This window comes from Sphingomonas azotifigens NBRC 15497 (assembly GCF_002091475.1).
GTDB classification, from domain to species: domain Bacteria; phylum Pseudomonadota; class Alphaproteobacteria; order Sphingomonadales; family Sphingomonadaceae; genus Sphingomonas; species Sphingomonas azotifigens.
In genome coordinates this window covers 14,058-32,465 of sequence record NZ_BCTR01000027.1, presented here as the reverse complement: position 1 = coordinate 32,465, position 18,408 = coordinate 14,058, and the positions used below count along the sequence as shown (strand labels likewise).

Genomic DNA, 18,408 nt, shown 5'->3' with positions numbered 1-18,408 from the left:
ATGCCGGCGCCGCGCCGACATCCCCCGAGCGTCACAGATAGACCGCGCGCGACAGCCCGCCATCGACGGCGATCGATTCGCCCGTGATGCCGCTGCCCAGGTTGCTGGCGAGGAACACGATCGGATCGGCCACCTCATGCGCTTCCAGCATGCGCTTCACCGCCGCCGGCGCCGCCGCCTCGCGCTCGACGATCGCCTCGAAGGTCGTGCCCTCCTCGGCGGCCATTTCGGCGAACCACTGCTCGATATGCTCGGTGCGGGTCACCCCCGGATGGACGATGTTGACGGTGATCCCGTCGCGGCCGAGCTCGTCCGACAGCGTCTTGGTGAAATGCACCAGCGCCGCGTTGCGCATGCCGCTCAGCGCCTCGGTGCACCGCGCGGTGAGGCCGCCGACATTGACGATGCGGCCCCAGCCGACCTTGCGCATGTGCGGGGCGCAGGCCTTGGCGGTGCGGAAATAGCCGAACAGCTTGGTGTTCAGGTCGAGCAGCAGATTGGCCTCGTCGGCCTCCTCGATCGCGTTGCGGACCAGACCGCCGGGGGCGGCCGCGCAATTGACCAGGATGTGGATCGCGCCGAACTCGGCGACGGTGCGGTCGATCAGCGCCTGCACCGATTCCATGCTGGTGGTATCGGTCGGCACCGCCAGCACCGTGCCGCCGGTTTCGGCGCGGAGTTGGGCCGCGGCCGCCTCCAGCGTCGATGCGGTGCGCGCGGCGATCACCACCTTCGCGCCCGCCGCCGCCATCTTGCGGGCGGTTTCCTTGCCGATGCCGACGCCGCCGCCGGTGATGATGGCGACCTTGCCGGCCAGGCCCAGATCCAGAGTCATTTCGCTTCTCCCTCGTCCTTTTCGTGCAACCCGATCTGCGCCGTCACGCCGCCGAACGCGCCGAAGCGCGCGCCGACCGGCCGATCCGGCGCGACCGGGGTGATGCCGGTCGCGCTGCCGGTGGCGACCCAGTCGCCCGCGCGCAGCCCCTGCCCCTGCCGCCCCAGCCAGCCGGCGAGCCAGGCGAGCGCCTTGAGCGGATGGCCATAGGCAAGCGCGGTCGCGCCCTCCGCCCATATCGTCTCGCCCTGCCACAGCTGCACCGGGCAGTCGGCGAGCCGCTCGTCCCATCGCGCCGCCAGCCGCTCGCCCAGCACCAGCGCATGGAGCAGGCAATTGTCCGCCACCAGCGCGTCGGCGGCGAGATCGTCGTTGGCGAAACGGCTCGAACAAAGCTCGATCCCGGCGAACACGCCGTCCACGACCTCGGCGAGGCGGGCGAGCAGCCCTTCGGCCGCGGGTTCGGGGACCGGCGGCAGATCGACGCCGATCCGCAGCACCAGTTCGGCCTCGGCATAGAGCGGGCGCGGCGGTATCGGTACGGGAGCGCCGCTCGCGATCAGGTCCGCAGCCCCGACCAGCCCGACCAGCGGCGCATCGACGCCGAGGGCGATCCGCCCGCCCGGGCTGGTCGCCGCGAGCTTGTAGCCGGCGCGCGGGGTGCCCCGCTGCGCGAAGACCCGCGCCTGCACCGCATAGCCCTGGTCGAGCGAGAGCGCCGACACCGGCGCGACCGCCGCACCGCCCCGGTGCGCCGCTGCCAGCGCGTCGGCCAAAGGCGCGACGACGCCTTCCACCGTCCCTTCCATCCCGTCGGACAAGGCGCCCTCCATCAAACCCGTTGCTTGTCGAAAACCGACATTGCAAAATTGTCCCTCAAACGCAACAGTGATGCTCCAAACATTTTGATTGTTCCGTTTGGATCACCGCGTTATTGCTGCTGCGACTCGAACGATGGGCAGTGCATCCCATCGCGCAGGGCGCCGCCGAGCGCCCCCGGCATCGGCGCCGGACCTGGAGGGAGAAGAAGGCATGACCGCGCAGATCAACGCGTATGAGGTGGCCGAACGACTGCAGCGCGAACTGGCCGCGGCGCCGCTCGGCCTGCTGATCGACGGCAAGCGCGTCCCCTCGGTGTCGGGCGAGACCTTCGCGACGCTCAATCCGGCGACCGGGCAGGAACTCGCCCGGGTCGCGCGCGGCAACGCCGCCGATATCGACCTCGCCGTCGCCGCCGCCCGCCGCGCCTTCGAGAACCCGGCCTGGCGGCGGATGAACGCCAATGACCGTTCGCTGCTGCTCTATCGCCTCGCCGACCTGATCGAGCGCCATGCCGATGAGCTGGCGGTGCTCGAATGCCTCGACAACGGCAAGCCCTGGCTGTTCACCCGCGCGGTGGAGATCGAAGGCTCGATCAAGACCTTTCGCTATTTCGCCGGCTGGCCCACCAAGTTCGGCGGCGAGACGCTGCCGGTGTCGCCGCGCAGCGGCGCGCGCATCCTCAACTACACCACGCGCGAGCCGGTAGGCGTCGCCGGCCTGATCGTGCCGTGGAACTATCCGATGTCGATGGCGGCGTGGAAGATCGCGCCGGCGGTGGCGGCAGGCTGCTGCGTGGTGCTGAAGCCGGCCGAACAGACCCCGCTCACCGCGCTGCGGCTCGGCGAGCTGGCGCTGGAAGCCGGGTTCCCCGCCGGCGTGATCAACGTCGTTCCCGGCTTCGGCGAAGCGGGCGCGGCGCTCGTCGAGCATGCGGGCGTCGACAAGGTCGCGTTCACCGGCTCGACGGCGGTCGGCAAGGCGATCGTGCGCGGCTCCGCCGGCAACCTCAAGAAGGTGAGCCTGGAACTGGGCGGCAAGTCGCCCCAGGTGGTGCTCGCCGATGCCGATCTCGACGCGGCCGCTGCCTCGATCGCCGCGGGGATCTTCTTCAACCAGGGCCAGACCTGCACCGCAGGCTCGCGCCTCTATGCCCATGCCAGCATCGCCGACGAGCTGCTCGAGCGCGTCGCCGCCCAGGCCGCGCAGCTGCGCATCGGCAACGGGCTGGACGATGCCACCACCTTCGGCCCGCTGATCTCGCAGGAACAGTTCGACGTGGTGCGCAGCTATGTCGAGATCGGCCAGGCGGAAGGCGCGCGGCTGATGATCGGCGGGCAGCGCCCGGTCGACCAGCAGCAGGGCTATTTCTTCCAGCCGACCATCCTCGCCGATGCCGGCCCGGACATGCGGGTGGTGCGCGAGGAAATCTTCGGCCCGGTGCTCTCCGCGCTGCGCTGGACCGATCCCGAAGAGCTGGTTCGCCAGGCGAACGACAGCGATTTCGGCCTCTCCGCCGGAATCTGGACCAACGACATCAAGCAGGCGCACCGCCTCGCCGAGGCGATCAAGGCGGGCACCGTGTGGGTCAACTGCTTCAATATGGTCGATCCGGCGAGCCCGTTCGGCGGCTTCAAGCAATCGGGCTGGGGCCGCGAGCATGGCCGCGCGGCGATGGAACTCTACAGCGAAACCAAGAGCGTCTGGGTCAATCTGAGCTGAGCCCCGCCCCGTTATCATCAAGTGGACAAGATCATGCAGAGAACCCTTTTGGTATCCACCGACGGCCAGGCGATCATGCGCAGCCATGATGGCGGGGCGAAATGGTATCGGCTGAACATCGGCCAGGACCTCGAATATGACGATTGCGTGCGCTGCCTGCTGGTCGATCCGCGCGATCCCAAGGCGGTCTGGGCGGGCAGCGAGCGCGGCCTGTTCCGCAGCGAGGATTGCGGCGCCCACTGGCACCGCGTCGATTGCGCGCTGAACGACTATGCGGTGTGGAAGCTGGCGGTGTCGGAAAGCGATCCCAACATCCTCTATGCCGGCACCGGCTCGCCTACCCGCTCGGCCTTTTTCCGCAGCCGGGACGGCGGCGTCACCTGGCAGCAGACCACGCTGCTGATGCCCGAGCGCTGCGCCGGGGTCAGCCGCCCGCGGATGCTCGCCATCGCCGTCGATCCCAAGGATCCGCAGGACGTGTGGGTCGGCGTCGAGGAAGGCGGCCTGTTCCGCACCCGCGACGGCGGCGACAGCTGGACGCGGCTGGACGAGGCCTGGCCCAACCATCCCGGCAATTCGGACATCCACGACATCGTCATCCTGCCGAGCAAGGAGCAGGGCCCCAACACCGTGCTCGTGCTGGTGGTGACCGCGCTCTACCGGTCCGAGGATGGTGGCGCGACCTGGACGCGCGCGCATGCCAAGGAGAGCTGGGGCCTGCGCTATGCCCGCGTGCTGCTCAAGAAGCCGGGCAGCGACGACGAGATCGCGATCGGCATCGGCGACGGCACCCCCGGCACCACGGCCGAAGTGCTGCTCTCTACCGATCGCGGCGCCAGCTGGACGCCGACGACGCTGGATGCCCAGCCCAATTCCTGCCTCTGGGCGTTCGGCGCCAACCCCGCCGATCCGGCCCTGTTGATGGCCGGCACCAAGTTCGGCCATTTCTTCCTGAGCGAGGATGGCGGCCGCCATTGGGCCAAGCAGGCGCGCGAATTCAGCGAGATCACCGGCATGGCCTGGCTGCCCGCCACCCCGGTCGACATGGAGCTGCCGCATGAAACCCATTGAGGTAAAGCGCATCGCGCACATCGTCCTCTACGTCACCGATCCCGAGGCATCGGCCGCCTGGTACGGCAAGGTGCTGGGCATGGAGATCAGCGCCCGCGTGAAGGAAGGGCCCTATCAGGGCGGCATCTTCCTCACCTTCGGGGTGAGCGATCACGACATCGCGCTGTTCCCCGCGCCCGAGGGTGCGACCCAGGGCAAGGAGTTCGAGCATGTCGGCCTCCAGCTCGCCGGCGAGACGATGGAGGATCTGCAGCGCGCCTATGCGCATCTGCTCGCCAACGATGTGCGCATCGCCGAGATCCTCGATCACGGCGTGTCGACCGGCATCTATTTCTACGATCCCGACGGCCATATGCTGGAGGTGCTCCTGCAGCGCACCGCCCATGACGACGGCCAGGCGATCCGCCAGCTGCGCGAAAATGGCGGCCAGGCCGATCCCACCGCGCTTGACCCCTTGCATGGCTGACGCTCCGCGCGTCGCTTGAATGGAGAAACGATCATGACGACCAAGACCCCGAATTTCGGCCCGTTCCACATCCGCAAATGGTTCGCCTTCGCCGAGGAGACCCTTGCCGGCGAAATGGGCAAGGCAGCGGACGGCGCCTCGCTGTTCAAGTACGTCATCGCCGCCGCGATCCATAACCCCTATGCCGGCGACTATGTCGAGGATCTCGGCGCCTGGATCGATGCCTCGCCGGCGCTCGGCGTCGAGATCGGCCGTCGCCTCAACGAACTGAGCGGCGGCGCCGCGATCGAAAGCTATGGCAAGGCGATCCTGGTCGGCATCGACGGCGAATATGAGCACGGCAACGCGCTGCTCACCAACCCGGCGGCCAATCCGGTGCGCGACGCGGTCGGCGGCGGCAAGAGCTGGGTGCCTTCCACCGGCAAGCGCGGCGTGCCCGGCACGGTGCTCGACATCCCGCTCGCCCACAAGGACGCGCTCTATGTCCGCTCGCACTATGACACGGTGAGCGTCAGCTTCAACGACGCGCCCAATCGCGACGAAGTGCTGGTGATCTGGGCCTTCGCCACCCGCGGCCGCCTCAACGCGCGCCTCGGCGGCCTGAAGGCCAGCGAGGTCAAGGGCGAGGACGGGCTGGTCTGATGGCGACGCAGCGCGACGACGACACCGCCCCGCCCGCGCCGGTGGAATTGCTCCCCGGCGAGCGCACGCATTTCGTGGAGTCCAGCGGGCTGCGCCTGCGGGTCCGCGAATGGGGCGCGGCGGAGGCACCGCCGATCGTCGCGCTGCACGGCCTGCGCGGCTTTTCCGGCACCTGGCGTGCCCTCGCCGCCGCGCTGCCCGGCTACCGGATCATCGCGATCGACCAGCGCGGCCGCGGCGACAGCGACTGGGACCCGGACGCCAACTATTATACCGACGCCTATCTCGCCGATCTCGAAGCGGTGGTGGCGGCGCTGGCCCTGCCGCGCTTCGTGCTGCTCGGCCATTCGATGGGCGGCACCACCAGCTATGTCTATGCCGCGCGCCATCCCGATCGCCTGCACGCGCTGATCATCGAGGATATTGCCCCCGGTTCCTCCGCCAGCGGCGCCGGTGCCGAGCGCATCAAGGCGGAGATGGCGGCACTGCCGCTCGATTTCGCCGACTGGGCGGAAGCCCGCGCCTATTGGCGCAGGACGCGCCCGCAGGTGAGCCTCGCCGCACTCGAACAGCGGCTGGCCGAAAGCCTGTGCGAGAATGGTGCCGGCCGCATCCGCTGGCGCTACGACGCCGCCGGCATCGCGCGCACCCGCCTCGCCCCCGATCCGGCCCGCGTCGTCGATCTGTGGCCGGTGGTCGAGGCGATCCGCACGCCGTCGCTCGTCCTGCGCGGCGCGAAATCGGATTTCTGCCCGGCACAGGTGGTGGCGGAGATGGAGCGGCGCAATCCGCGCTTCCGCCACGTCACCATCGCCGATGCCAGCCATTACGCGCATGACGATCAGCCCGCGACCTTCCACGCGCTGGTCCAGGGCTTTTTGTGCGGCGTCGATGCCGCCTCGGCCGCACCCCTCTGAGGAACTCCCAGCCATGACCGAACCGGCCGACACGACCACCAATGGCGCGGTGGCGCTGCTGAAGACGGTGCGGGCCGGCGGCGCGCGCATCTGCTTCGCCAATCCCGGCACGACCGAGCTCACCCTGGTCCGCGCCATGGCCGACGTGCCCGAAATGCGGGTGGTGCTCTGCCTGTTCGAAGGCGTGGCGACCGGCGCAGCGGACGGCTATTCGCGGGTCTCGCGCGAGGTGGCGCTGACGCTGCTGCACCTGGGACCAGGCTTCGCCAACGGCATCGCCAATCTCCACAATGCCCGCCGCGCGCATTCGCGGATCGTCAACCTGATTGGCGACCATGCGCAGTGGCACCTGCCGCATGACGCGCCGCTGACCAGCGACATCCGCTCGCTGGCCTCGCCGGTATCGGTATCGGTGCGCTATCTCGATTCGGTCGATGCGATCGAGGAGGAAGTCTCCGGCGCGCTCAACGACGCCCGCACCGCCCCGGGCGCGATCAGCACCCTGATTGTGCCGACCGATGTGATGGACGCACCCGCGCGCGCCGCCGAACCGGCCGATGCCGGCGATCCGCTGCCCGAGCGCGTGCCCGCCGCCCGGATCGCCGCCGTCGCGGCGCGGCTGCGCGACAGCGACGCCCCGATCCTGCTGCTCGGGAGCGACACGCTGACCGAAGCGGGCATCGCCGCCGCCGCCGAGGTCGCGCGTCGCGTCGGTGCACGGCTGCTGATGGAGCCCTATCCGGCGATCGTCACGCTGGGCGGCGCGCTGCCCCGCGTCGAGCGCCAAGCCTATTTCCCCGACGACGTACTGCGCCAGATGGGCGAGTCGCTCGTCATCCTGGCCGGCGCCCGCGCGCCGATCAGCTATTTCGGCTATGAGGGCTATCCCAGCCGCCTCGTCTCCGACGATCGTCTGGTCTCGCTGTCGGAGCCGGACGAGGACGGCATCGCCGCCCTGTCCGCGCTCGCCGAAGCGCTCGCCGATCTGCCTGCGGGCGATCTCCCGCCGCTACCCGCCTTGCCCGATGCCGCCACGACGCTGAACGCCGAGGCGGTGGTGCAAGCGCTGCTGCCCCGCCTGCCCGAGGATGCGATCATCTCGCTCGAAGGCTCGACGCTGGGCGGCCCGTGGCTGCGCGAGGCGCACCGCGCCCGCCGCCACCGGGTGATGACCAATACCGGCGGCGCGATCGGCCAGGGCCTGCCCTGCGCGCTCGGTGCCGCGCTGGCCGCGCCGGGCACCCGCATCGTCTCGCTCCAGTCGGACGGCTCGGCGCAATATACCGTGCAGGCGCTGTGGACGATGGCGCATGAGAATCTGCCGATCACGATGCTGATCGCCGCCAACCACCGCTATGGCATCCTTCAGACCGAGCTGCGCCGCGCCGGCGCCGATCTCGCGCATGCGGCGATCGCGGGCATGACCGTGCTCGACGACCCCAGGACCGATTGGGTCGCCCTCGCCACCGCCTATGGCGTGCCCGCGCGCCGGGTGGAGGCGCTGGACGATCTCGGCGCCGCGATCGACCAGGGCCTCGCCACCGACGGCCCGATGCTGATCGCGATCGAACTGCCATGAGCGGCGTCGCCCCCGTCGCACTCGTCACCGGCGGTAGCGGCGGCATCGCGCCGGCCATCGCCGAGCAGCTGATCGGCGCCGGCTGGCAGGTGGTGCTCACCGCCCGCCGCGCCGGCCCGCTCGAAGCCGTCGCCGCGCGCATCGGCGCCGAGGCGCTGACCTCGGATGCGACCGATCCCGCCACCATCGCGACACTGGTCGCGACGATCGTGGCACGGCACGGGCGGATCGACCTGCTCGTCAACGCCGCCGCCAGCAGCACGCCGATCGGCGGCGCGATCGAGACGGTGGACGTCGCTGCGCTGATCGCCGATCTCGACGTCAAGGTCGGCGGCTATCTGCGCTATCTCCAGGCAGTGGTGGCGGTGATGCGCCGCCAGGGGGGCGGCAGGATCGTCAATATCGGCGGGCTCACCGGGCGCTCCTCGGACACGCTGAGCGGGCTGCGCAACGCCGCGGTCAGCCACTTCACCAAGACGCTGTCGGACCAGCTGGCGCCCGAGGGCATCACGGTCAACGCCGTGCATCCGGGCATCGTCGCCAGCCCGCACCTGACCGAGCTGTTCGCCGAGATGGCGCACGAGCGCGGCACCGAACCGGCGGCGATCGAAACCGAGTTCCTGGGCCGCATCCCCACGCGGCGGCTGATCGATCCGCAGGAGATCGGACGGCTGGTGCTGGTGCTGGCGGGCGAGACCGGGCAGTCGATCACCGGCGAATCGATCACCCTCGACGGCGGCTATTCGCGCGGCGTGTATCTCTGAAGGACCCCGACCCCATGCCTGAATCGCCGTTGGTTCGCCGTTATTCGTTCGCGATGCGTGCGTTGCACTGGATCCGGGCGGTCCTGATCCTCGGCCTGCTTGCGCTCGGGATCACGATGACCTGGCTGCCGGACACGGTCACCGCCAAGTTCACCTGGATGTACCCCAACCACAAGCAGTTCGGCGTCCTGGTCTGGCTGCTGGTGCTCGTCCAACTCGTCCTCCGCGCGCGCAGCCCGCGACCGGCGCCGCCCGCCGGGCTGAAAGCGTGGGAACGCCACGCCGCGCATATCGTCCATGTCGCGATGTACGTGCTCGCGCTGGTCGTGCCGATGATGGGCTATGCGATGTCGAGCAGCTTCACCCAGAGCGACGGCGTGCCGTTCTTCGGGCTGGAAGTGCCGGAACTGCTGCCGAAGAACGACGCCGCCTTCGCGGTGTTCGACTGGCTGCACATGGTGCTGGCCTATACCCTGCTCGCCTGCGTCGTGCTGCACGTCGCCGGGGTGATCAAGCACCGCTATTTCGATTCCGATCGCGACAACGACGTGCTGCCCCGGATGTTCTGAGGCGCCGCACTTTCCTTCCGAACGAGGTTCCCCATGCTTGCAATGCTCGCGCAGATCCGCGCCACGCTCGACGATTCCGCCGACGCTCTCGCCGTCCACGATCCCGCCACCGGGGAGCGGATCGCCGGGGTCCGCGCCTGGACCGAAGCCGAAGTGGCGGCGGCGATCGTCGAGGCCGACCGCGTCCGCCCCGCCTGGGCGCGGCGCACCGCCAAGAACCGCGCACAGGTGCTGCGCGCCTGGCACGACCGCATCCTCGCCGCCCAGGCCGATCTCGCCGCGCTGATCACCGCCGAATGCGGCAAGCCGCTGGCCGAGGCGATGGGCGAGGTCGCCTATGCCGCCGCCTATATCGAATGGTTCGCCGAGGAAGGGAAACGGGCGTACGGCGAAGTGATCCCGACCTTCGCCGCCGATCGCCGCGTGCTGACGATCCGCCAGCCGGTCGGCACCTGCGTGGCGATCACGCCGTGGAACTTCCCGCTCGCCATGATCGCGCGCAAGGTCGCGCCTGCGCTCGCCGCCGGTTGCTCGATGGTCGCCAAGCCCGCCGAAGCGACGCCGCTCTCCGCACTCGCGCTGGAGCAGCTCGCGCGCGACGCCGGGGTGCCGGAAGGCCTGTTCCGCGTGACGCCCAGCAACGATCCGGTGGCGATCGGGCGGCTGTTCTGCACCCATCCGCTGGTGCGCAAGCTCAGCTTCACCGGCTCGACCCGTGTCGGCAAGATCCTGATGGCGCAGGCGGCCGACCAAGTGCTGCGGCTGAGCCTGGAACTGGGAGGCAACGCGCCCTTTATCGTGATGGACGATGCCGATCTCGACCGCGCGGTCCAGGCGCTGGTCGAGGCCAAGTTCCGCAATGCCGGCCAGACCTGCGTCTGCGCGAATCGCATCCTCGTCCATGCGGACGTGCATGATGCATTCGTCGCGAAGCTGGCCGCGCGCGTGCAGCAGTTCCGGGTCGGCGCAGGCTGCGCAGCAGACACGCAGATCGGTCCGCTGATCGATCCCGCGGCCGCGCGGCGGGTGCAGGCGCTGATCGACGGTGCGCTCGCCGAGGGTGCCCGGCTCGCGGCCCGCGCGCCGCTGCCCGATGCGCTGTCGGACAGCTTCGTCGCGCCGACGATCCTCGACGACGTCCGCCCCGACATGGCGGTGGCGCAGGGCGAGATCTTCGGCCCGGTCGCCCCGATCCTTCGCTTCGCCGACGAAGCCGAGGCCATCCGCCTCGCCAACGAGACGCCCTACGGCCTCGCCGCCTATCTGTTCACCGCCAGCCAGGCGCGGGCATGGCGGATGATGGAGGCGCTGGAATATGGCATGGTCGCCGTGAACGAAGGCCGCCTGTCGAGCGAGGTCGCGCCGTTCGGCGGGATCAAGCAGTCCGGCCAGGGCCGCGAAGGCTCGCTGCACGGCCTCGCCGATTATATGGAAATCAAATACGCGCTGTTCGGCGGCATTGACGCCTGACCCGAACCGGCGAAGCGGTGCCCCGCAGCCAGGCTGCGGGGCACGCCATGCTCAGAAGAACACCCGCGCCGACGCGGTGACCATCCGCCCCGGCAGGGTGCGCGCCAGCACCACGCCATAGCTTGGGATCGTCGCATCGCCGATGTCGACAAAGGCGGTGGTATTGAACAGGTTGCTGGCATTGAGCGCCAGCGACAGCCGCTCGATCGGGCGGACCTGCACGAACGCACCCACGGTGGTGAAGCCCGGCATCTTCAGCTGGTTGACGTCCTGCGAGTAGCTGGAGGTCTGGCCGACGACGTTGACGCCCACCGTCACCAGATCGTTTTCGAACTGCGGCGTCAGGCTGTAGATCGCCGCTGCCTGGTGGCGCGGCTTCTTGCCGACCACCGCCGGATCGTTCGCCGCGGTGATCTTGCCGCCGGAGAGCGTCAGGTTGCCGGTCACGCTGAACGGCCCCTTGCGCACCCGCGATTCGAGCTCCGCGCCATAGGTGCGGTAGGAACGCTGCACCACGCCGAACACCTGGTTGCCGTTGGCGTCGTTGTAGATCTGCGAGTTGGTCTCGCGGGTCAGAGCGTGGAAGGCGGTGAGGTTCACGATCACCCCGCCGCTGCGATATTTGAACCCGCCTTCCACCTGGCGCACCGGATCATAGGCCGCTTTGCTGTCCGCCAGCCCGCCCGTCGCCTGGTTGAGCGCCGGCGAGAACAGCACGCTGTCCGCCCCCGCCCGCGCGCCCCGGCTATAGCGGGCGAAGACCGACAGCGCGTCCGCGACGCGGTAGTTGAGGCCGGCCGAATAGGACACATAGTGATAATTGTAGTGCACCGGCCAGCGCGTTGCCGGATCGATCACCGGCACCGTCGCTTCCGGGCCGTTCAGGTCGATCCGCCCGTCGCCATTCATGTCCTGCGGGTGCGTGGTCTGATCGGCAAAGGCGCTGCCGCGCACCTGCCCCATGTCGTAGCGCAGCGAGCCGCCCAGCGCGAAGCGGCCCTTCTGGAGATTGAACGACGCATAGGGGGCGGTGATGTCGTAGCGGACGTCGGCATTGCGCGCCACGCCCGGCTGGCCGAGAAAGCCGTAATCGACCACGCCGTTCTGGGTGATCAGCGTGCCGTCGGCACGCCGCACGTCGACCAGCGCGGATTTGCCGCCACCCACCACATCCTGGAATACCGACGTCATGCCCTCGGCGGTGTTCAGGTCCTGCAGCGCCTTGTACACGCCGAAGGTGGTGGTGAGCGTGCTGCCTTGCAGGTTCCAGGCGCGGCTGGCGCGGAAGTCGTTGGTCACGTCGCGCATGCTGTTGATGCCGGCGCGGTAGAAGCCGGTGGCCATCAGCAGGCCATTGCCGTTGACCGTCGCCGGGTTGAGGGTGCTCCCCTTGGCGGGGCCGGTGGCATAGGTCAGCACATTGCCGGGCTGGCCGGTGAACAGGGCGGCGAGATCGGCGGCCGGGGCGACCGAAAGCGGCACGACCTGGTTCAGCACGCCGCTATTGTCGGCATAGCGAAAACGCTCGGCGAGCGTCCAGCCGCCCAGGGTGAACTGCGCCTCGAAGCCGATCGCCTTCGATTTGGCGCGCATGTCGTCCTGCATGTTGGTGCTGGCGATCGCGCCGTTATAGCCCGGTGCGATGCGCGTGCTGATGTAGCGCGACTGCGCACTGTCGCGATTGATGTCGAAATTGGCGACGCTGTGGAAGCTGGGATGGTCGTTCGTGCCGCTCACCGCCACCGGATAGGTGTAGTAATAAGGGAACCGATCATCGAGCAGCTTCGCGTTGAAGCGAATATAGCCGTTGGCGAACTGGCGGGTGACGTTGAGCTTGACCTGCCCGCCCTGCGAAGCGTCATAGCCGGTGTGGCGCGGCCCTTCGCCCTGGCGATAGAAGCCGCCGATATGGAAGCGCCAGCCGCCGCCCAGCTGGCCGCCATAGTCCGCATCCAGGCGCTGCGTCTTGTAGTCGACGCCGGCAGAGGCCTGCACCGATCCGCCCTCGACTTCGCCCGTCTTCGAGACGAGGTTGACGACGCCGCCGGGCGCATTGGACGCGAAGGTGGACGAGGAACCGCCACGGATCGATTCGATCTGCGCGACATTGAGGTCCGCGCGCAGGAAGATATCCGACGGCGCGACGAAGAAGTCGCCGAACTCGAGCACCGGAAGACCGTCTTCCTGAAGCTGGAGATATTTCGCGCCGGCGTTGACGAGCGGCAGGCCGCGGACCGTGTAGCTGTTGTTGGCGATGCCGGTGCCGGCTTCGGCGCGGATGCCCGGCACGTTGCGCAGCAGGTCGGCGAGCGACATCGGCGCGAGCATCGAAACGTCGCGCTCCTTGAACGCGCTGGTCGAGGTGGCGCTGTTCAGCGGATCGCGTGCCTTTGCGACGCCGGTCGAGATGGCCGCATTGTCGTCGACCGTACGGCTGGCCTCCCAGGCCGTTACGGGCGCAGGCGCTTCCTGCGCATGGGCCAAAGGCGCGCTCCATGCATACAGCAAGGCCACCAGAGACACACCGGTACGAAGCAATCCCCGACCTTCCATCTGCATGCTTATTCCTCCCTAAGATTTAGCTGCAGGGGAATAAGGCTGCTTCTTCCCGAATCGGTTGACCGGAGCATAGGTACATCTACGTAAACACCGCTGCAGTTATACGGTGTTTATACGATCCGAATGCAACAGTTCGTGAGCGGGCTATGCTTGTCGTCAAGCGCCAGCGTGCCCGCGGCCTCGATCTTGGCGTTCGTCAGGACGGGGCAAATCTCCGATACGGGGGCATCCCGGGCAACATGCCATGCCAGACGGTGAACGGATGAGAACAAACGCGAACGCCGTCCCCCGCATTGCGCGGCAAGGATAGTCGCCTTTTCGAGAGGAAGGGTGGTCGGCTACGACCATGCGCGCATAATGTGTTGGCGGAGACGGAGGGATTCGAACCCTCGGTACGAGTAATCCCCGTACGGCGGTTTAGCAAACCGCTGGTTTCAGCCACTCACCCACGTCTCCGGATGCGCTGAGGTCGAGCCCTATAACGAGCCCTTCGCCCGCAATCAACGGGGATAACCACATCAACGCGAAATCGAGTCGATCGAGCGCCCATTCATTGCCGCGACAGCCCCACCCCCCTAGGATAGCGGGCGAAAAACAGCTGGGTTCGGGAAATTTTGATGATGCGATCGGGTTGGTTCACGCTTCTGGCAGTCGCCGCCATCGGGCTGGGCGGCACGCCTGCCGCCGCGCAGATGACGACGATCGACCCCAATACCGCGATCGATTCGGACCTGAAGTCGCCGGCACCGCAGCAGAGCGCGCCGCCGCCGCCTACCCAGATGCAGGAATCCTATCCGCCGGCCGACACGGCGCCGCCGCCGGTGGACAACCCGCCGCCCCCGGCACAGCCTGCGCCCGCCTCCCCCACTGCCGCCGATCCGACGGCGACCACCGCACGCCAGGCGGCGACCGACACGTTCGAGAAGGACGATCTGCTCGCCGCGGCCGAGGGCACGTTCGGCAAGGGCGCCTCGGGCCTTGCCAAGCTGCTCGAGGACATTCTGAAGGATCAGGGCAAGCCGAACGCCTATATCGCCGGCAGCGAGGCCTCGGGCGCGATCGGCGTGGGCCTGCGCTACGGCAAGGGCGAGATGTTCCACAAGGTGGAGGGGCAGCGCCCCGTCTATTGGACCGGCCCTTCGATCGGCTTCGATCTTGGCGGGGACGCGAACAAGGTGTTCGTGCTGGTCTACAACCTCTACGACACCCAGGATCTCTACAAGCGCTTCCCGCAGGGCGAGGGCCATGCCTATCTGGTCGGCGGCTTCTCGGCCTCGTATCTGCGCCGCGGGGACATCGTGCTGATCCCGGTGCGGCTGGGCGTCGGCTGGCGGCTGGGCGTCAACGCGGGATACATGAAGTTCAGCGAAAAGCAGCGCTGGCTGCCCTTCTGATCGGGCACGGGGCGGGGCCGCACGCGCAGCCCCGCCCCGCCTTCAGCCGAATGCGACGGCTTCGAACTTGACCGGCTCGCCGATCGCCGCATTGGCCAGCTGACCTTCCCACATCACCCGGTTGCCGCGAATGATCGTGCCGACCGGGCGGCCCGTGAGTTCCATACCGGTGAACGGCGACCAGCCGCAGCGCGAGGCGAGCCAGGCCGCATCCACCGTCCAGCGCGCCTTGAGGTCGACGACGGTGAAGTCGGCATCATAGCCCGGCACGATCCTGCCCTTGCCGACCAGCCCGAAGATCCGCTGCGGACCGGCGCTGGTCAGGTCGATCAGCCGCTGCAGCGTCAGCCGGCCCTCTGCGACATGGTTGAGCATCAGCGGCAGCAGAGTCTGCACGCCGGGCATGCCGCTGGGGCTGTCCGGATAGGGCTTGGCCTTTTCCTCGCGGGTGTGCGGCGCATGGTCCGAGCCGAGCACGTCGGGGACGCCCTGGCGCAGCCAGTGCCACAGCCCATCGCGATGCGCGCCCGAGCGGATCGGCGGGTTCATCTGCGCATAGGTGCCAATCGCGGGATACGCCTCCTCGCCCGCCAGCGTCAGATGCTGCGGGGTAACCTCGCAGGTCGCGATATCCTTGTGCTGCCCGAGCAACTCGAGCTCGGCCGGTGTCGTGACGTGGAGGACATGGATCCGCCGCCGTGCTTCGCGGGCCAGCCGCAGGATACGGCGCGTGGCGAGGATTGCGCTCTCGTCGTCGCGCCACACCGGGTGCGACGAGGGAACGCCCGCCACCCGCTCGCCAAGCCGTTCCTGCATCCGGAACTCGTCCTCGGCATGGATCGCCACCCGCCGATGGCCGGAGGCGAGCACCCGCGCGAGATTGGCGTCGTCGGACACCAGCAGGTCACCGGTCGAGGCGCCCATGAAGATCTTCACGCCAGCCGTCCCCGGGAGCCGCTCGAGTTCGGCGAGATGCTCGGCATTATGGTTGGTCGCGCCGACATAGAAGGCATGGTCGCACCACATGCGATGATGGGCGCGCTTGAGCTTGTCGGCCACGGCGTCGGCGCTGTCGGTATTGGGCTTGGTGTTCGGCATCTCGAACACCGCGGTCACCCCGCCCAGCACCGCCGATCGGCTGCCGCTTTCCAGGTCTTCCTTATATTCGAGCCCCGGCTCGCGGAAATGGACCTGGCTATCGATCACGCCGGGCAACACGTCGAGCCCGGTGCAGTCGATCGTCTCGGCGGCATCGCCGACATTGCCGATCGCGACGATCTTGCCGCCGGATACGCCAACATCCACCTCGGCGGGTCCGCTCGGGAGGTGCACGCGGCCGCCGCGCAGCTTGAGTTCGACATTCGCCATGGCTTGCCTCTTTTGTCAGCGTTTGCGGCGTCCTACCTGTTCGGCATGGACGATACCAGCACCTGGCTCGACGATCGCGCGCTGCTGCGCCTTTCCGGCGACGATGTTCGCGGCTTCCTCCAGGGCCTGCTCACGCAGGACCTTGCGAGCGTGACGCCCGAGACGCCGCAATGGGCGGGGCTGCTTACGCCGCAAGGCAAGGCGCTGTTCGATTTCGTGCTGTGGGCGGACGGCGACGCGATCCTGATCGATTGCGAGGCGAGCGCACGTGACGCCCTCGCGCGCCGACTGACGATGTACCGCCTGCGCCGGGAAATCGCGATCGAGGCGATCGACGGCGGCGTGCACTGGTCGCCGTCGCCGCGTGGTACCGCCGTTCCCGACCCGCGCCTGCCGGCGCTCGGCTATCGCTGGCTGGGCGGAACGGCCTGCCCCAGCGCGGCGGATGCGTGGCGCGCGCATCGGCTCGCGCTCGGCGTAACCGAAGGCGTGGCGGAGCTCGGCAGCGACAAGACCCTGTGGTTGGAATGCAACGCGCAGGAACTGAACGGCGTCAGCTACACCAAGGGCTGCTATGTCGGACAGGAGAACACCGCACGCATGCACTATCGCGCCAAGGTGAATCGGCGGCTCGTCGTGGTGCCACTCGCCGAAGCGGGCGAGCGCAGCCGCGCCGTCTATCCCGAACTCGGCAAGATGGTCGAGCTGCGCCGGGTCGAAGCGCTGGGTGACGCGCTGGTGCCGGAATGGCTCGCGGCAGCGCTCTCGGCGGAAGACTGACGGCAGCGCTGCACTCGGCCGCCCACCACCACACCGTCATCCCGGCGGAAGCCGGGATCCATTTGGGGCCCCGTCGCCGCACTTGCCGATACCGAGAGGCGAATGGATCCCGGCTTTCGCCGGGATGACGTGAGGTGAAATGTCCCCTCGCCCTGATCCACGACGTCGCCAAGCAACGGGCCGTTCTGGCTCCCGGCACGGACGCATCCCACAAAAAGAAAGGGAGACCGGTTGCCCGGTCTCCCCTCTTTGCTCCCATCCCTTGCGGGAAGGCGGCAATTACATGCCCGAACCCGGACCGTAGGTGATTTCCACGCGACGGTTCTGGAGTTCGCGAACGCCGTCGGCGGTCGGAACGCGCGGGTTGCTTTCGCCGAAGCCCTGCGCGGTGATGACGCCGTCCGGAATGCCCTTGCCGGTGAAGTAGCTGCGCACGGTGTCCGCACGACGCTGCGACAGGCCGACATTGTAGCTCGCCGAACCCGAACGGTCGGTGTAGCCGGCGATGACAACCTTGGTGTTGCTGCAATCGGCATAGTTGCTGATCGCATTGTCCAGGATGCTCGCTGCTTCCGGCGTGATGTCCGACTTGTTCCAGTCGAAGAACACGATGTACGGCCCAGGCGTGCAGACCTTGGCTTCCGGAGCCGGGGGCGGCGGGGGCGGCGGAGCCGGCTCAGCAACCGGCGGCGGCGGCGGCGGCGGCGGCGGAGCAGCGGGCTCTTCCGGCGCACCGAAGTTGTAGGTCAGGCCGACCAGCAGGCTGTGCGAACGATAGCGGCCCTTCCACTGGTTGCCGCCGATGTCGACCAGCTTGACGTCGGGCGCGTTGAAGAAGCGATACTTCAGCGACACGTCGACATTCTTGTTGATCGGCGCGCGGACGCCGGCAATTGCCTGCCACGCGAACACGGTGTCCGAGTCGTTGACGGTGTCGTTCGCGCCGACGCGCAGACGATCCTTGATGCGGGCCACACCCGCACCGCCGCCGACGAAGCCCTGCAGGCCGTTGTCTTCACCGAAGTCGAGCAGGCCGTTGACCATGAACGACAGAGCCGAGGTGCTGCCGCTCGCCTGCTCGTAGCTGCCGGCCGGAGCAACGAGGCCCGGACCGCTCGGCAGCAGAATCGAGGTGCGCGCGCTGTCGACGCGAGCGCGGCGATAGCTCACTTCGGCTTCCGCGCGGAACGGACCGAAGTCGTAACCGATGTTACCGCCCACGTCGTAACCGACATGGTTATTCTGCGTCACAACATCCTTGCTGGCGCCGACGTCGAAGTGAATGTCCTCGACGAGCATCGCGCCGCCTTCAACACCCACGTACCACGCGTCATCGCGGGCAAAGGCGGGCGTGCTCAGCGCGGTCGTGGCGAGCGCCAAAGTGACGGCAAGCTTCCGCATCATAATCCCCTTTCATGGTCGTCCATTCGGACAGGCCAAACTCACTACTCAA

Annotated in this window: 16 protein-coding genes and 1 tRNA gene; 11 read left to right on the top strand and 6 right to left on the bottom strand. The window is 68.3% G+C overall.

What is annotated here, in order from left to right:
- Nucleotides 1-31: 31 nt before the first annotated feature.
- Both SAZ01S_RS10790 and SAZ01S_RS10785 read right to left on the bottom strand, forming a co-directional pair.
- Nucleotides 32-835: an SDR family NAD(P)-dependent oxidoreductase gene (locus tag SAZ01S_RS10790; protein WP_084582281.1), complete on the bottom strand. Its 804-nt coding sequence runs from the start codon at nt 833-835 to the stop codon at nt 32-34.
- Nucleotides 832-1,656: a 2-keto-4-pentenoate hydratase gene (locus SAZ01S_RS10785; RefSeq protein WP_167693139.1), complete on the bottom strand. Its 825-nt coding sequence runs from the start codon at nt 1,654-1,656 to the stop codon at nt 832-834. The genes SAZ01S_RS10790 and SAZ01S_RS10785 overlap by 4 nt, the downstream gene beginning before the upstream one ends.
- A gap of 211 nt (nt 1,657-1,867) precedes the next feature.
- On the opposite strand from SAZ01S_RS10785, the gene SAZ01S_RS10780 reads away from it, so the two are divergent.
- From SAZ01S_RS10780 to SAZ01S_RS10740, 9 genes are read left to right on the top strand one after another with little or no spacing between them, the layout of a single operon-like run.
- On the top strand, nt 1,868-3,376 hold the full coding sequence (locus SAZ01S_RS10780) for an aldehyde dehydrogenase family protein (protein WP_084582279.1): 1,509 nt from the start codon (nt 1,868-1,870) through the stop codon (nt 3,374-3,376).
- A gap of 33 nt (nt 3,377-3,409) precedes the next feature.
- Entirely contained in the window at nt 3,410-4,447 is a 1,038-nt protein-coding gene (locus SAZ01S_RS10775) for a YCF48-related protein (protein ID WP_084582374.1), read from the top strand.
- Complete coding sequence (locus tag SAZ01S_RS10770) at nt 4,434-4,913, top strand: VOC family protein (RefSeq protein WP_084582278.1); 480 nt, start codon at nt 4,434-4,436, stop codon at nt 4,911-4,913. The genes SAZ01S_RS10775 and SAZ01S_RS10770 overlap by 14 nt, the downstream gene beginning before the upstream one ends.
- 33 nt (nt 4,914-4,946) lie before the next feature.
- Complete coding sequence (locus SAZ01S_RS10765) at nt 4,947-5,555, top strand: amino acid synthesis family protein (protein WP_084582277.1); 609 nt, start codon at nt 4,947-4,949, stop codon at nt 5,553-5,555.
- Nucleotides 5,555-6,472 (top strand): alpha/beta fold hydrolase, encoded by a 918-nt coding sequence (locus SAZ01S_RS10760; RefSeq protein WP_084582276.1) that lies wholly within the window; start codon nt 5,555-5,557, stop codon nt 6,470-6,472. The genes SAZ01S_RS10765 and SAZ01S_RS10760 overlap by 1 nt, the downstream gene beginning before the upstream one ends.
- 13 nt (nt 6,473-6,485) lie before the next feature.
- Nucleotides 6,486-8,051 (top strand): acetolactate synthase large subunit, encoded by a 1,566-nt coding sequence (locus SAZ01S_RS10755; RefSeq protein WP_084582275.1) that lies wholly within the window; start codon nt 6,486-6,488, stop codon nt 8,049-8,051.
- Nucleotides 8,048-8,815 (top strand): SDR family NAD(P)-dependent oxidoreductase, encoded by a 768-nt coding sequence (locus SAZ01S_RS10750; protein ID WP_084582274.1) that lies wholly within the window; start codon nt 8,048-8,050, stop codon nt 8,813-8,815. The genes SAZ01S_RS10755 and SAZ01S_RS10750 overlap by 4 nt, the downstream gene beginning before the upstream one ends.
- A gap of 14 nt (nt 8,816-8,829) precedes the next feature.
- Nucleotides 8,830-9,384 (top strand): cytochrome b, encoded by a 555-nt coding sequence (locus SAZ01S_RS10745; protein ID WP_084582273.1) that lies wholly within the window; start codon nt 8,830-8,832, stop codon nt 9,382-9,384.
- Between the two features lie 33 nt (nt 9,385-9,417).
- Nucleotides 9,418-10,854 (top strand): NAD-dependent succinate-semialdehyde dehydrogenase, encoded by a 1,437-nt coding sequence (locus SAZ01S_RS10740; protein ID WP_084582272.1) that lies wholly within the window; start codon nt 9,418-9,420, stop codon nt 10,852-10,854.
- Nucleotides 10,855-10,905: 51 nt separating this feature from the next.
- Here the strand turns inward: SAZ01S_RS10740 and SAZ01S_RS10735 are convergent, their stop codons facing one another.
- Both SAZ01S_RS10735 and SAZ01S_RS10730 read right to left on the bottom strand, forming a co-directional pair.
- The gene (locus SAZ01S_RS10735) at nt 10,906-13,338 is read right to left on the bottom strand and encodes a TonB-dependent receptor domain-containing protein (RefSeq protein WP_245824768.1); all 2,433 of its coding nucleotides are present in this window, start codon (nt 13,336-13,338) and stop codon (nt 10,906-10,908) included.
- Between the two features lie 438 nt (nt 13,339-13,776).
- Nucleotides 13,777-13,869, bottom strand: a tRNA-Ser gene (locus SAZ01S_RS10730).
- Nucleotides 13,870-14,030: 161 nt separating this feature from the next.
- On the opposite strand from SAZ01S_RS10730, the gene SAZ01S_RS10725 reads away from it, so the two are divergent.
- Complete coding sequence (locus SAZ01S_RS10725) at nt 14,031-14,807, top strand: DUF1134 domain-containing protein (protein WP_174596104.1); 777 nt, start codon at nt 14,031-14,033, stop codon at nt 14,805-14,807.
- Nucleotides 14,808-14,849: 42 nt separating this feature from the next.
- Here SAZ01S_RS10725 and SAZ01S_RS10720 read toward each other — a convergent pair whose 3' ends face one another.
- Nucleotides 14,850-16,175 (bottom strand): dihydroorotase, encoded by a 1,326-nt coding sequence (locus SAZ01S_RS10720; protein ID WP_084582269.1) that lies wholly within the window; start codon nt 16,173-16,175, stop codon nt 14,850-14,852.
- Between the two features lie 45 nt (nt 16,176-16,220).
- On the opposite strand from SAZ01S_RS10720, the gene ygfZ reads away from it, so the two are divergent.
- Nucleotides 16,221-16,955 (top strand): CAF17-like 4Fe-4S cluster assembly/insertion protein YgfZ, encoded by a 735-nt coding sequence (gene ygfZ, locus SAZ01S_RS10715; RefSeq protein WP_174596103.1) that lies wholly within the window; start codon nt 16,221-16,223, stop codon nt 16,953-16,955.
- 279 nt (nt 16,956-17,234) lie between these two features.
- Here ygfZ and SAZ01S_RS10710 read toward each other — a convergent pair whose 3' ends face one another.
- Nucleotides 17,235-18,356, bottom strand: coding sequence for an OmpA family protein (locus tag SAZ01S_RS10710; protein ID WP_084582373.1), 1,122 nt, complete (start codon nt 18,354-18,356; stop codon nt 17,235-17,237).
- Nucleotides 18,357-18,408 lie beyond the last annotated feature (52 nt).